Raw genomic sequence first — 12,552 nt, 5'->3', positions numbered from 1 at the left:
AGGTTAGATGCTGGATCTGGCGATCTTGGCTTCGACCTTGGCCCGATATGCCGGGTCCTTCTCGTAGCGCGGATCGCTCATTGCTTCGGTGACTTCGGCCCAAGAGCCAAAGCTGTCTGCGGTGGGTGAAGGGGTCTTGCCCTCGATCAGAGAGCCAGGACGACCATTAGCCGCTTCGTACTTGGCCTTGAGCTGCCCGATGGCGATCTCTGCGGCGTTAACGTCGGCGTTGGCGAACGAGGCATTGTAGGTGTTGATCTCGTCGGCGGTCAGGGAGGTGGACGCCCATGCGAACATGCGATCCAGATGCTCCTTACCGCCGGCTGCTTCCGTCAGACGACGGTCCACGGCATCGGCGCGAGCCTGTTGGCCTTCAATGAAGCTGTCCACGAACGCCTTGTCGAAGCCCTTGGCAGCGAGATCGGCATAGGTGGCTTCGGAAAGCTCGCCCTTCTCGGCGAACTCGGCGCTGACGGCCTTGACATCGACGACAGGTGCCGGGGTCTGGGTCTCGGTTTCGACCTGGGCCTCGGCCTCGGTTGCTGCCGGGGTCTCAGCTTCGGTCGTGGTCGTGCCAGCCTTCAGATCGGCATAAGCCTTGGCGAAGTCTTCCGGGGTGTCGAAACCCTCGGGGAGCCACTCGGGTCGTGCCGGGGCGCTGGCCTGAGATGCTTCATCAGCCTTGGCCCTGAGTGCGTCCTCGGTCGATGCCGGGGCGGCTTCAGCAGCGGCTGCGAGAGCGGCAGCAGCAGGATCAACCTGAGATGCTTCCGGGGTGGTAACTTCGGGGGTCGTCGCTGCTGGTGCTGCGATCTGCATTAGTAGTCCTCTCTGATGTGTACGGGCTTGGTTTCGTCAACGGCAGGTGCCGGTACAGGTTTGGCCCGGGTGCGGGCCTTGGGTTCAGTCTTCGGTGTTTCGTCAGCCAACGGGGGCTCCTTCTGCTGCTTGTTGTTTCATTCCCTCCTTGGCCATTCCGCCCATCTGAGCGATTGCCTGAGGACCGAGCTTCTCCATGAGCTGCTGCATCTGAGCGTTCTGGTCGCCAGCGCTAAGTTCGTCGTCGGTGCGGACGAGACCATTCGTGTCGATGCCGAGGGCAGCACCACGTCTGGACATGTATTCGCCAGCGTTGATCCGGCGAGCGACTTCCTCCGGGCCGAACAATTGTCCGAGACCGGCGATGAAAGCGTCGAGGTTTTGAAGGTCGTTACCTCGACCAAGAGCATCGAGACCGGCGATGACTTTCACGCTGGTGACACCCTTGGGAAGCGGAGGAACCTTGCGGTTATGCTCCATGCGCTTCTCGTAAAGGCGGATGACCGGGAGCTGGAACTCTTCGGAGAGCAGCGAGTAGATGCCGCCCATTCCCTGATCCAGTTCGTTGGCCATGAACCTGATCTCTTCTGCCGTGACACGCTCGCCGTTGCGCTGGACTGCGCTGTTGAGCATGAAGGCATAGGAGAGACGCTCGATGAGCTGTGCGATGAAGCGCTCGGCCACGCTGAAGTCGGCCTGTTTGTTGACCTGGAGCGGGACTACCGAGTTGGCTTCACCTGTGACGAAACCGCCGTTCCGTGCCTGAGCGAGTTGCTTGGCCTTGATGACGGAGTTCGGGGCGACGAGCCAGACGACCTTGGCCGACTGTGCGGTACCGTCGCGGAGAGCTTCGGTCAGAGCATTGAGCGCCGTGAGGTCACCCATGTACTCGTCAACGAAGCCGCGACCGTAGTTCTCACCTTCGATGTACGTGAGACGGAGCGCGAGCCACGGAACGTCGGCAATCGGATAGTCGCCACCATCCGCCACCTCCACGTCATCGATCTGCTGACGGACGAGGAACTTCTCTTCGACACGGCGGATGTGGGTGTAGAGGTCGATGTTTGCGTCTCGGTCGGCGTCCTTCTGTTCGGTCTGGCCGAGCTTGGCGACGATCTCCTTGGGGAGTGCCTCGCGAGACATACTTTCCTTGACGACAATGTCGAGGACGTTACCAGCGCCGTCACGGTCGACGACGTACTGGTTGAGCCTGAAGCCTCTCGGGCGGCCCTCCTTCGGGATGAACAGGAGGTAGTTCCCAGCAACGATGAGCTGGCGACACGCTTCGAATGACACAGGGCGGAACACGGAACCGTACATCTCGGAGACGACAGCACGTTCTCTTTCGGAGAGAGCCTTGTTGATTTCCCCGTTCTTGCCACCGTTGGCCTCGTTCTCCTTGCGGACAGCGATGTCATCGATTTCGTACTTGAACGGAGGAGTGTTGATCGGGAAGAGCGCGAGTTGCACCTTGGATGCAATATGGCGCACACCCCGGGCACCCAGACTTTGCGAGGGCTCTTCGAACGCGGTTGACGCGGTGACACCGTCGGGCGGCATCAGATGCGGAACCGTCAAAGCTGCAGCGTCCTGTGCCCGCTTGAGATACGGGCTGCGGTCGGTGACGAGCTTGTCGTAGAGAGCCTTGGCCGAGACTTGCTCGAGTTCAGCCAATGCTTATCGGGGGATGTTGACCCCGGATTGCCGGGTGTTGGTCAGTGGGATCACGAGGGACGAGCGGCCCCTGCGGTTGATGCTGGCGGTTGCACCCTCAGATGCAGCCGGGATTGTGGCCTCGTTCAAGACCGGAGCCTTCTGGACATCAGTCGGCGGCGGCGGTGGCGCGATCACGGGATCGGCCTTCATGATCTTTGGCCGCTTAGGCGGGCACAAGTAGAATGTTCTCCTCTTCTTGCTGAGCGAGGAGGCCCTTCAGGTAGTCGACTACGATGCGTCGGCCAACCAAAGAGCCAAGCTCGCGGTCTGTCATTGTCAGTAGGTCACTCGTGAGACGATCCGGGTAGACCGTCTCCAAGTGTTCCACCAACTGTTGGGAAACATAGGGTTTATCAAGGGCGTCCTGAGACATGCTACTGTTGCCCCTATCTTGAAGAACAATCCGCCGACCTCTACTTTAAGTGGGCATGTTCAATGAAACTGGAGAACCGCATGTCCCTTAAGTACGCAATGTTCGAACTGGACTTCGATCCGCCGTATAACAGAGTTGCAATCAACCCCGAGCACGTAGTCTCGCTTCATCCATTGGATAAGAACTTTACCGTCATTCACACAACCTCCCCGATCAATAATGGCCATTTGGCGTATACCGTTAAGGGCGACTACGATCAGGTCGTGGCCGATCTTACGAACGTCTGGAAGGGCGTTGGACAGGGGCAGCAGCGTAAGCCGCTTCCGAGGATTTCGTGAGCCCGACAAGCAATATGAGGACGCTGCATGACTACCTTCGTTGCTTTGAAACAGCTCGGTGATGACGGGTGGGTTTACCTCAACCCGGAGCAGGTCTCGGCGATTGAAACGGCCAATAACGGCACCACGTCGCGCGTACGCTTGGCGGCGTCGGACATCTACTATGAGATTGAGCTTGAGCCTTCTGAAGTTTGGTTGAAGCTCTCTATTTCTACGGGGAGATGACGGCGTCTTCGTCTCGATCCATCCTTGCCAACTCCCGCTTCGCAAAGAAGATGATCTTGTTCAAGTCATACCTCTTGGACGTGCCGTCCTTCCCGCCGAAGCGGTAGCAAGCCTTGAATATGTTGCCGATCCCGAACTCCATCCGCTTGTACTCGATGAGGTCTTGGAGATCGGTGGCATACTCGGGGATGTTGTAATACGAGGTCGAGCCCCCGTCCGACTTCACGGTTGCCACAGCTTGGCCTCGTTGGTCTTAAAGTCGTAGTCCGTCCAGTGAAGGATACGGGCGAGACGGGCCTGAAGGAGAGCATCCTCGGCTGTGAAGCCGGCTTTCTCGTAGGCTGCGACCACATGTGGCCACGGGTCCTCGTCGGGTCCAAGCTTGTCGAGCAGCTTCGCAGCCTTGACCTTGCCCATTCCCTTGAGCCCTGGGTAGCCATCGGTGACATCCCCGGTCAGCGTCTGCATCATCCAGTTATACCGAGCTTCACCCGGCGACACGTCGATCACCTCGCCACCACGGTAGAGCTTGCCCGGGATGGTGAGCATGTCCTTGTCCTGGCTGACGATGATCTTCTCGCCCTTGATGAGCTTCGGGTGTGTCGCGAGGATGCCCATGGTGTCGTCGGCTTCGATCCCGGGCTTGAGCTTCGCGCCTTTCTCTTCGATGAGCCAGCGCTTGACCTCCCCGGTTCCGACCGGCTTTCGACCTCGGCCAGCCTTGTAGTCGGGCGACAGGCGATGGCGGAAGGTCTCGCCCATGGACAGGCAGATGATCGCGTCATCGGCGTCCAGCTCGGTCTTGATATTCTCGATGGCCTCAAGGATCGATGCCTTTGCGGCCTTCACGTCACAATGAAGTGTCCATTGGTCGTCACCCCAGTCAGTCTCGACTTCGTGGGTGGCTAAGGTCGATACGACGAAGATGTCCCCGTCGATCAGCAGTGTTCTCAAAAATTCTCCTATCGAAGATCGTCTTTGTATCCGCAGAGCGAACAGACGCTCTCACAGACGATGATGTTGCGGTGGTTCGGGAGGGTGATGCACTTGACCGGCATCTTGATGAACCGGTGTGCGCCGAGGCGGCAGAGGAGCTTCTTGAGGGGGCTCATCCCTCGTCCTCCTCATCGAAGTAGCCGCCCTCGCGGAGGCTGTCCGAGTAGTAGGACCAGTTGTCCACGCCACCGCCCTCCAAGCATCGACGCCACAGGGCAGCGTCCTTCAGGCTTTCGTACTCCCGCTTCGGGATCGTGACGTACTCAGTCGTGTCGTGCTTGCTCATTCGTCTGCCTCAATCTGCGTGATGCCGTATTTATTCGTCAGGTTCTCCCGCATCGCCTTCCGGTCCTGCTGCGAGAGCATCCCGGCGAGCGACGGCCCAAAGCAAACCAGCGGCTTCCTCTGGGTGTATGGCGAACCACTCGGTTCCGGGTAGGCGGTAACCATCGAGTAGGCCGTGTAGAACTGCCTCAGCTTGTTTGCGATCATGGAACTCCCTGATGGTGAAGAAGGAATAGTCCCGGTGGGGACAGTTGGTCTGCATCTGGTGCAGCCGGTTCTGGATATTGAGCGCGAGGCCCACCTTGCAGTACCCGGGCCATGCCGGATTGACGGCGACGTAGACGAAGCCCGGGGTGTTCTGCGAGGTCTTAGTGTGTCTCCGCCCAGTTGCGTCCGGTGTCGTAGTTACCGGCGAGCTGGCATCGGAAGTTGTAGTATTCCCCGGCGAGACGGATGGCGTTAGCTGCCGTTCGTCCGACGAGGTCTGCCTTGTCTTCATCGACCTCAATCTGCCACTCGTCATGGACGTTCGCGACAAACTCGTAATGAATACCGGGGATTAACCCGAGTTCCTGAAGTTGGTTGTCGAGGATGACGAGGGCTCGTTTCATCTGGATCGCACCCGCAGACTGCAGGAGCGTGTTGAGAGCTGCATGTTCCGAGCGGACGTACAGGAGACGACCGTCGAGACCCTTGAGGAAGCCCTGCTTGATGGCCTTCTTCTTGACCGCGTCGATCAGTTTGCTGAGCGCCGGGAGGGCCTTGAGGAAGCGCGAGCGAGCCGCACGACCAGCCGCAGTGACCTTCTGTTTCGACCCCGTGACACCGAGGATGACACCGAGGTTGAAGTCGCCGGAACCGTAGATGAAGGCGTAGAACCAAGTCTTCGCCGTATCGCGATCACACCCGAGCGCCTTGGCGTTCTGGGTATGCATGTCGGTCCCGTCCTCTTTCTTCCCTTCGAGGACCGTCTTGATGTACGCGCCTTGATCGTAAGCGGCCATGTAGCCAGCGAGATCGCGAAGCTCCAGAGCGTCGGCATCGCAGCCAACCAGCAGCTTCCCGGCTGTCGCGTAGAACAGCTCTCGGCACTCGTGACCGAACGGCGAGCGTGAACTCGGGACCTGGGCCACGTTCGGCTTGTTGTGGGTCATGCGACCCGTGACAGCGCCGTTGGTGTTGACCTGACCGTGGATGCGCCCGTTTCGGACGTGCTTGAGCCACGCTTCCTTGCCCTCGGCGAGCTGGCCGATCCGCTTCTGGATCATCAGGTAGCGGAACAGGGTCTTGGCAGCGGGGAACTTGAGGCCCTTGAGAACCTCTTCGTCTACCTTCGGCGATCCGTCCGACGTGAACTCCTTGGGCTTCCACCCGTAGAGCTTGATCAGTCGGTTCGCGATGTCCTGCCGAGAGCCCGGGTTGAACGCCTTGAGCTTGACCTTGGAGTATGTCGCGCCTACCTCGTAGTGCTCGCGCACCGGGCCGACATATGGGGTCAGTTCCTTGCCGGTCTTGGGAGAGAACCTGCGGACGGTGACCGTTACATCGAGATCGGTTCGCTTCACGGATCGAGACGAAGTGACCTCGACTTCTTCCTCGAAGCGGAACCACGGGGCGAACTCCTTGGAGAGCTGTCCCTCAAGTCCGGCCTTCTCACCAGCGAGCTTGGCGTACAACCCTGCGGCCTTCTTCTCGTCGAAGGCGAAGCCGTAGCGTTCCTGTCGCGAGATGATGGTGCGGACGGCGTGTTCAAGCTGGATGCTCTCGTCGGAGAAGCCCTTGCTGTTCAGCCGTTCCCAGAGCTTGGCGGTGACCTCGACGTCCTGCTCGCAGTAATCCTGCATGTCTACGGACCAAGTGCCCCAGACATAGGCCGTGAGCGCTTCGCCCTTCAGCCCGAGCTTGATGCCTTCCTTCTTGCGGATGTCACCGTAGTCGCCCTTCCAGAGACCGAGGCGAGCGCCCCAGCTTTCCAGCGAGTGACGACCGAACAGCTTCAGCTCGATCCACTGCTTTCCGGCCTTCTTGCGCTTATCCAGTTGCCGGAAGTCGGCGTCCCGCATGTCGGCGTACATGAGACGGGACATGACGATGGTGTCGCGGATCGCGCCCTTCGGCTTGAACCACGGGTAGAGCTTCTGGATCGCGGGGATGTCGAAGTCGATGATGTTGTGGCCGACGACGACGCCAGCCACCATGAGCATCTGAAGGCCGGTCTCGATGGAGACGTAGGTCCTTCGCTCGTCAGTCTCCGGGTTGATCCAGAAGTTGTCGGAACAGCTCCAGGTCTCGCCGGTATTCGCATCCTTGATCACCAAGGAATGAACCTTGGTCATCTCGGGTATCAGGCCGTCCGACTCGATGTCGAAGACGAGCGTGGGTGAACTCGGGACGGTCCATTCGAAACCGCCCGAGGATGTGTCCGTCAGTTAGAAACCTCCGTGATTGCCGCGACCACCTCCTTCCAGCGGGAAGCGTCCAAGTAGATCGTGGCTGTGCGTGTGGTGAGGATCAGTTGGCCTCCCTTGCGGGAGACCTTGAGATGTGAGGGCAGGGCCTCATTGGTGTGGTCTTGCATCAGAAGGGCGCGTCGCCGTCGTCATCGTCGTCAAAGCTGGATCCACCCCCGCCATCCTTCTTCTCGGTCGGGTCTTCCATCAGCTCGAAGAGACGCCCGGTCTCCTTGTCGAACAGGAGCCAACCCGCTGGTCCCGTCTCCCCGGTGAACCGGTTCTTGAGGATGCGCAGGGTCGTCACATTGTTGATGGTGTAGGTCTTGCCGTTGTAGGTGATCGTGTTGACGTTCTGCTGGTTGCGCTCCAGGCCGATCACGAAGTCGGAGAGCTGGGCGATAGCGTGAGAACCGCGAAGCTGGGCGAGGGCGGTCTCTGCGCCCTGCTCGTGCCCCTTGTCGCCGCTCGGGCGCTTCAGGTGCGAGATCAGGAAGATGCAGACGTTGCACTCCATGGCCAGAGCCTTGAGCGCTGTCATGGCGTTGTCGATCATCCGCCGCTCGTCGCCGTCTTCCTGACCGGAGATGACAATCGAGAGGTGGTCGATGACGATAAACCGTGCGCCGCAACCTTTGGCGAGGTAGCGGACCTTGTTCAGCAGGTTCTCGATCTCGGTCGAGCCGAAGTGATCGTAGAGGAACAGTCGTCCGGTACCGAGGGTGGTGTCGAACGCTCCCTTGAACTCCTCCTCGGTGACACCCGAGCGATCGATATGGAGCGGCTTGTTGGCGGCGAGGCCCATCAGCCCGAGGGCCGTGCGCTTTGTGTTCTCCTCCAGCATCATCATGCCCACGGTTTCGCCCAAGGACAGGAGGTGGTAGGCGATCTCACGGACAACCGCGGATTTGCCGATTCCGGAACCTGCGGTTAGCGTGATCAGCTCGCCGAGGCGGACACCCCGCATCATGGTCTGGAGACCAACGAACGGGAGGCTCTGGGAGATCAGGTCGTCCTCGGTGTTCACGAGGTCGAACATGTCGGCCCCGTTCACGATACCGTCTGGGCGGACCACCTTGGCTTGCCAGATGGCGTCAACGATCTCCTTGACCTTACCGGCCTTGAGCATGTCGTTGGCGTCCTTGAAGCCCTCAGGGAGCGAGGCCACCTTGCAGCGGCCCGGGACGAACAGGTCGTAGCATTCCTTGACGGCTTCCTGCCCGGGTTCGTCCATGTCGAACATGAGGACGACTTCTTCGAACTGGTTCAGCCATTCGAGGTTCTTCCTGAGGGTCTTCTTCGCGCCCTTGGCTCCAGTCGGGACCGAGACGACGGGCCACTTGTGTCCCTGTGCCTGGCTGACGGAGATGGCGTCGATCTCGCCCTCGGTGATGACGATGCGTTTGCCGCCGTTCTTCCAGAGGTGCATCCCGTAGAGGCCGACTTCGCCGGTATCCCCGAGGAAACGGAAGTCCTTCTTCTGGAAGCGCACCTTCTGCGCGGCGACTTGTTGATGAGCGTTTCGGTAGTTGAAGATGCGAACGACTTGTCCGCCAAGCTCAGATCGTGTGAAGCCCCATTTCTTGGCGCTTTCGAGTGTGATGCCACGGGACGGCCAGTCGGTTGGCTCGCCAATGGCGATCAGACCAAGGTCTTTCCTCTCGCGAGGAGCCTCGTCTCTTTCTATCGATTTGTCTCCGGGTTCATAATACTCGCAGCCAAAGCAGTAAGCGTGGCCGTCGGTGTAACGGGCGAGGTTGTTTGAGGAGTGGCACTTCGGGCACGGCTCGTGCTGAAGGAACTCGCTATCTTCGGTGGTCAACGGGAGTTAGTTGCCTACTGACCAACCAATGAGCGCACCTGCGGCGGTGACGAAAGTCGCGAAAGCGAGGAGTGGATAGCTCTCCGCGAGAAGGGCGAAGACGATGACCATGATGATGATCGCCCAGACTATCGCGATGCCGATGAACATCCCGGCCATCAGACGCACACCCTGACGAGAACGTCGTGGTAGTACCAAGCGAGGCACCGGACGCCGTCCACGAGAACTTCGCGGTGGTGGAACGTGATCTTGTCGACCTGCATGTGCCACGCCGAGACGATGTTCCGGTCACGGTAGGAAGTCGGGGTGATCTCGGGGAGATGAGCGACGGTGTAGTATCGGTCGCGGCACTCGCGTATCGTCCGAGGGAGACGATCAGCCATCTCCCTCAGTTCTTCCATGGATACTGCCATCAGAATGCCGCCAGTGCTGCCGCGGCGACGACCGCAAGAAGCCAGACGAGAAGCCCCAGACCGACGAAGAACTTCACACCCTCGCGGACGGTGTAGAGAGGACGACCTTCATGGATAGCGACGGCGAAGGCGATAAGCGCCGCGAGGACCAGAACGAAGTAGCCGGTGATGACTGCCGCATATTCCGTGGTGAGGATCGCGAGGACGCCAATGAGCGAGCCGATGGTGAGAAGGAAGATGTTCGAAGCCTTGAGTGTCATGTGCATGTGTCCTTTGACTGGTTCGGCTGGATTAGTCGGCGAGGAGGCCAGCGAGGCGGCGCGAGATAGTCTCGGCGCGGACCTTGCGGGTGATCGCGGCGTCCTGCTGATCGCGGAGGTTGTCGATCTTGCCAGCGATCTTGCGGAGCTTGTCGGTCTCAGAGCTCACCACAGCATCGAGCTGGTCGAGAGCCTTGGAGAAGCCAGCGATTGCGCGGTCGGTCGTCGGGCGGAAGGAGAAGAACTTCATGATCAGGTGCCTTTCTTGGCGGGTTTCTTGCGGAGAATGTTGGAGAGGGCTTCCTGCCTGACCGGGTCGTTGGGCTCAGCGAGCCATTCCCTCGGGATGACCTTGGCGGCGTATTGGAAGCCATGCGTCTGGCACCACACGGCATAGGTGGTGGTGGACTGCTTGGAGATTTTGGTGTTCGGGTTGGAGAAGACGAACCTGAGATCGAGCTGCGGGTGCTGCTTCTTGATCAGGATGTGCTTCTGGCGATCTGCCGTGAGGAACCTGCCCTTGGTTTCAACGACGATGCCGTTCGGCAGGATGAAATCAGGGGTGTACCGGTGGAGTGTCGCCGGTTTCGTGTAGGTCAGGTCGTACTGTTCGTAGGCGACCGAGACATTCCATTCGGTCAGGAACCGAGCATTTACGTCTTCGAGGCCAGACCGGAACCCATGAAGGGCTCCGACCTGTGCTTTCGTCTTCTTGACGGCCATTGATTAGAAGTCGTGGTTCTCTTCTTCGTCGCCGCTCTCGTCCGAACCTGCGTCCGAACCGTCGCTGTCGCCGTCGTCCTGGCTGTCGTCCGAACCGTCGTCTTCCTCGGGTTCCCAACCGCCTTCCTCGGCTTCGATGCCGTAGGCGGACGGATCGACGTGCTCACCAGCGCCGCTGTATTCGACCAGCTTGTAAATCTGGACCGCGACCGGCTGAAGCTGCATCGTCGGATTGCCGTCGTTGTCCTTGCCGAGGTAGACCTCGAAGGTCACCACGTATTCGGAACCTGCGCCGACACGAGCCTTGCTGACGACCTTGCCCGAGGCCGAGAAGAGCTTGGGCTTGCGATCCCAGAGGCGCATCTCGCCGGACTTCTTGTCCTTCACCATGCGGTTCTTCGCCACGAAGTTGAAGATGACGAAGCCGGTCTCGGTCTCTTCCCCGGTGTCCTCGTCGGTCACCTTCTCGTAGAACCAGCACGGGTTCTTCTTGATGGGGAGGGGCTTACCGAAGTGCGGCTTGGCGATTTCCTGCAGCTTCTGGATGAAAGCCTTGGCATCAGCCACCGGCAGCTTCAGCTTGGCCGAGTAGTTGCCGTGCGTGTTGTACTTCGTGTCCGGGCTGTCGAGACGCGGGTAGACTGCGATGCCACGGGGGGAGCGGTACTTCGGGGTTTCTTTCTTTGCCATTACGGAATTGTTCCTTCTGTGGAGAGATTTAGGCGCGATAACGCCGTTCAAGCTTCGGGACATTCAGACCCTGAGCTTCGAGTTTGGAATGGAGGAAGGTGTCGATTGGATCGCCGCGCTTCCAGATGAGGATTGCTGCCTTTAGTTCCCGGGTCATGCCGCGAGCACCAGCTCAAGCGACTTGTCCATCGAACCAATCACCTGTTCGACCGTAGCTTCGATGCCGTAGACTTCCTTGAGCATCTTCGTCAGCGCGACCTTGGCGTCGAGCGGGTCGATCTTGACGGTGCGCGGGGTCTTCGCCTTCTTCGGCATAGCCTGGACGAGCATGTGTCCGCCTACCATGCCTCGGGGAACCGGGATGATTGTGCCAGCGGGTACGTTCTCGAAGAAGCGTTCCATCTTCTCCTGCTCGTAAGCGACCTTGGACTGGAATCGGCTGGCCAGTGTGCCTCGGCGGACCCCGCTGTCGTCCTTGACCAAAACACTGCGGCCGCTCGACGACGCTTCAATGACCACGTAGCTCTTACCCTCGGTGAGGTAGCGCTTGCTCTTGGCGTCGATGCAAACAACGGTCTGACCTGCGATGAACTTAGCCATGGAAGATTTCGCCTTTCATATATGCGTCGAGGGCGCGGAACTCGGTGCGCTTTCCCTCAGTGTCGTTGATGAGGTTCTTGGTCGCTGCGAAGGCTTCCTGAGCAGGAATACCAATATGTTCAGCGAGGGAGAGGAAGACGGCTGCTGCCGCCATGATCTGGACGTGAGGCTTGTGGTTCTCCAAACCCATGAGGGTCTGCAGTGTGGCCCCGGCGACGACCTTGGGATTGGCCGAGTTGAAGGCGTCTCGATCAAACCGGTGCATGGGGGCCTCGGTCTCTGAAGACGATGTAGGTCATGCCGACGATGGCGAGGAGGAAAGCGAGCTGGGTCATGCCAGTGTGGTCTCCAGTAGTGCAGCGCGTTCGTTGATCTTTGCGGCCCGGGAACGGAGGCTCCGACATGCGGCCTCGATCTCGTGACGTGTGGCGGCGGTGACGAGGCGGTAGCCCTTCGGACCACCAATGATCTTGCTGCCGTTGTCCCCGGCGATCTGCCTGACTTCGACCGGGGATATCCCAGTCTGTTCAAAGATTTCCGAGGCCGTGTGCCACCGCCCGTTGAAGCCGAGGTGGTTCAGGAGGATGTTCGTGGGGGTCATGCTGCGGCCTGTTGGCGAGCGCGGAAGTGGGCGCGGCGCTGTTCCTTCTTGCCGAAGTAGCCGTGGCGCTTGAGACCTTCGATCAGGGCGCGGCGCAGTTCGTAGCGCTTGGTCTTGTCCATGGTGGACATGTCGAAGGACGGGCCCGTGTCGAGCGACAGGCTGTTGTGAGCTGCGCCGAAGCGGATGGTGATACCTTGGTTCATCTTCAGAAATCCTTGGTTTGCTGTTTCGTTGGTGA

22 protein-coding genes are annotated in these 12,552 nt (G+C 59.7%); 2 read left to right on the top strand and 20 right to left on the bottom strand.

The window, feature by feature from the left end; translation table 11 throughout:
* Nucleotides 1–3: 3 nt before the first annotated feature.
* Both IB265_RS34755 and IB265_RS34750 read right to left on the bottom strand, forming a co-directional pair.
* Entirely contained in the window at nt 4–819 is an 816-nt protein-coding gene (locus IB265_RS34755) for a hypothetical protein (protein ID WP_192496045.1), read from the bottom strand.
* 102 nt (nt 820–921) lie between these two features.
* On the bottom strand, nt 922–2,493 hold the full coding sequence (locus IB265_RS34750; protein ID WP_192496044.1) for a portal protein: 1,572 nt from the start codon (nt 2,491–2,493) through the stop codon (nt 922–924).
* Nucleotides 2,494–2,988: 495 nt separating this feature from the next.
* Between IB265_RS34750 and IB265_RS34745 the strand changes: the two genes are divergently transcribed.
* Both IB265_RS34745 and IB265_RS34740 read left to right on the top strand, forming a co-directional pair.
* Nucleotides 2,989–3,246, top strand: coding sequence for a hypothetical protein (locus tag IB265_RS34745; protein WP_192496043.1), 258 nt, complete (start codon nt 2,989–2,991; stop codon nt 3,244–3,246).
* Nucleotides 3,247–3,273: 27 nt separating this feature from the next.
* Nucleotides 3,274–3,471, top strand: coding sequence for a hypothetical protein (locus tag IB265_RS34740; protein WP_192496042.1), 198 nt, complete (start codon nt 3,274–3,276; stop codon nt 3,469–3,471).
* Here the strand turns inward: IB265_RS34740 and IB265_RS34735 are convergent.
* From IB265_RS34735 to IB265_RS34660, 18 genes are all read right to left on the bottom strand, one after another.
* Entirely contained in the window at nt 3,458–3,706 is a 249-nt protein-coding gene (locus IB265_RS34735; protein ID WP_192496041.1) for a hypothetical protein, read from the bottom strand. The genes IB265_RS34740 and IB265_RS34735 overlap by 14 nt on opposite strands.
* Entirely contained in the window at nt 3,694–4,425 is a 732-nt protein-coding gene (locus IB265_RS34730) for a hypothetical protein (RefSeq protein ID WP_192496040.1), read from the bottom strand. The genes IB265_RS34735 and IB265_RS34730 overlap by 13 nt, the downstream gene beginning before the upstream one ends.
* A gap of 8 nt (nt 4,426–4,433) precedes the next feature.
* The gene (locus IB265_RS34725) at nt 4,434–4,583 is read right to left on the bottom strand and encodes a hypothetical protein (RefSeq protein ID WP_192496039.1); all 150 of its coding nucleotides are present in this window, start codon (nt 4,581–4,583) and stop codon (nt 4,434–4,436) included.
* On the bottom strand, nt 4,580–4,753 hold the full coding sequence (locus IB265_RS34720; RefSeq protein WP_192496038.1) for a hypothetical protein: 174 nt from the start codon (nt 4,751–4,753) through the stop codon (nt 4,580–4,582). Before IB265_RS34720 ends, IB265_RS34725 begins: the two co-directional genes overlap by 4 nt.
* Nucleotides 4,754–4,783: 30 nt before the next feature.
* Nucleotides 4,784–5,053, bottom strand: coding sequence for a GIY-YIG nuclease family protein (locus tag IB265_RS37160; RefSeq protein WP_375293109.1), 270 nt, complete (start codon nt 5,051–5,053; stop codon nt 4,784–4,786).
* Nucleotides 5,054–5,120: 67 nt separating this feature from the next.
* On the bottom strand, nt 5,121–7,088 hold the full coding sequence (locus IB265_RS37155) for a DNA polymerase (RefSeq protein WP_246806140.1): 1,968 nt from the start codon (nt 7,086–7,088) through the stop codon (nt 5,121–5,123).
* 241 nt (nt 7,089–7,329) lie between these two features.
* Complete coding sequence (locus tag IB265_RS34710) at nt 7,330–9,024, bottom strand: DnaB-like helicase C-terminal domain-containing protein (RefSeq protein ID WP_192496036.1); 1,695 nt, start codon at nt 9,022–9,024, stop codon at nt 7,330–7,332.
* 6 nt (nt 9,025–9,030) lie between these two features.
* Nucleotides 9,031–9,183, bottom strand: a complete 153-nt coding sequence (locus IB265_RS34705; protein WP_192496035.1) for a hypothetical protein — start codon at nt 9,181–9,183, stop codon at nt 9,031–9,033.
* Nucleotides 9,183–9,437: a hypothetical protein gene (locus IB265_RS34700; protein ID WP_192496034.1), complete on the bottom strand. Its 255-nt coding sequence runs from the start codon at nt 9,435–9,437 to the stop codon at nt 9,183–9,185. Before IB265_RS34700 ends, IB265_RS34705 begins: the two co-directional genes overlap by 1 nt.
* Nucleotides 9,437–9,697: a hypothetical protein gene (locus tag IB265_RS34695; protein ID WP_192496033.1), complete on the bottom strand. Its 261-nt coding sequence runs from the start codon at nt 9,695–9,697 to the stop codon at nt 9,437–9,439. The genes IB265_RS34700 and IB265_RS34695 overlap by 1 nt, the downstream gene beginning before the upstream one ends.
* A gap of 31 nt (nt 9,698–9,728) precedes the next feature.
* Nucleotides 9,729–9,947, bottom strand: a complete 219-nt coding sequence (locus IB265_RS34690) for a hypothetical protein (RefSeq protein ID WP_192496032.1) — start codon at nt 9,945–9,947, stop codon at nt 9,729–9,731.
* Nucleotides 9,948–9,949: 2 nt separating this feature from the next.
* Nucleotides 9,950–10,420 (bottom strand): endodeoxyribonuclease, encoded by a 471-nt coding sequence (locus IB265_RS34685; protein ID WP_192496031.1) that lies wholly within the window; start codon nt 10,418–10,420, stop codon nt 9,950–9,952.
* 3 nt (nt 10,421–10,423) lie between these two features.
* The gene (locus IB265_RS34680; RefSeq protein ID WP_192496030.1) at nt 10,424–11,110 is read right to left on the bottom strand and encodes a hypothetical protein; all 687 of its coding nucleotides are present in this window, start codon (nt 11,108–11,110) and stop codon (nt 10,424–10,426) included.
* A gap of 28 nt (nt 11,111–11,138) precedes the next feature.
* Complete coding sequence (locus IB265_RS37440) at nt 11,139–11,267, bottom strand: hypothetical protein (RefSeq protein ID WP_256436689.1); 129 nt, start codon at nt 11,265–11,267, stop codon at nt 11,139–11,141.
* Complete coding sequence (locus IB265_RS34675) at nt 11,264–11,710, bottom strand: hypothetical protein (RefSeq protein ID WP_192496029.1); 447 nt, start codon at nt 11,708–11,710, stop codon at nt 11,264–11,266. The genes IB265_RS37440 and IB265_RS34675 overlap by 4 nt, the downstream gene beginning before the upstream one ends.
* Nucleotides 11,703–11,975: a hypothetical protein gene (locus tag IB265_RS34670; RefSeq protein WP_192496028.1), complete on the bottom strand. Its 273-nt coding sequence runs from the start codon at nt 11,973–11,975 to the stop codon at nt 11,703–11,705. Before IB265_RS34670 ends, IB265_RS34675 begins: the two co-directional genes overlap by 8 nt.
* A 66-nt stretch (nt 11,976–12,041) precedes the next feature.
* Nucleotides 12,042–12,311, bottom strand: coding sequence for a hypothetical protein (locus IB265_RS34665; RefSeq protein WP_192496027.1), 270 nt, complete (start codon nt 12,309–12,311; stop codon nt 12,042–12,044).
* Nucleotides 12,308–12,517: a hypothetical protein gene (locus IB265_RS34660; protein WP_192496026.1), complete on the bottom strand. Its 210-nt coding sequence runs from the start codon at nt 12,515–12,517 to the stop codon at nt 12,308–12,310. Before IB265_RS34660 ends, IB265_RS34665 begins: the two co-directional genes overlap by 4 nt.
* Nucleotides 12,518–12,552 lie beyond the last annotated feature (35 nt).

This window comes from Ensifer sp. ENS10, assembly GCF_014852025.1.
In the GTDB taxonomy this organism is placed as follows: domain Bacteria; phylum Pseudomonadota; class Alphaproteobacteria; order Rhizobiales; family Rhizobiaceae; genus Ensifer.
The sequence above is the reverse complement of the archived record's forward strand: the minus strand, read 5'-3'. Positions and strand labels throughout refer to the sequence as shown.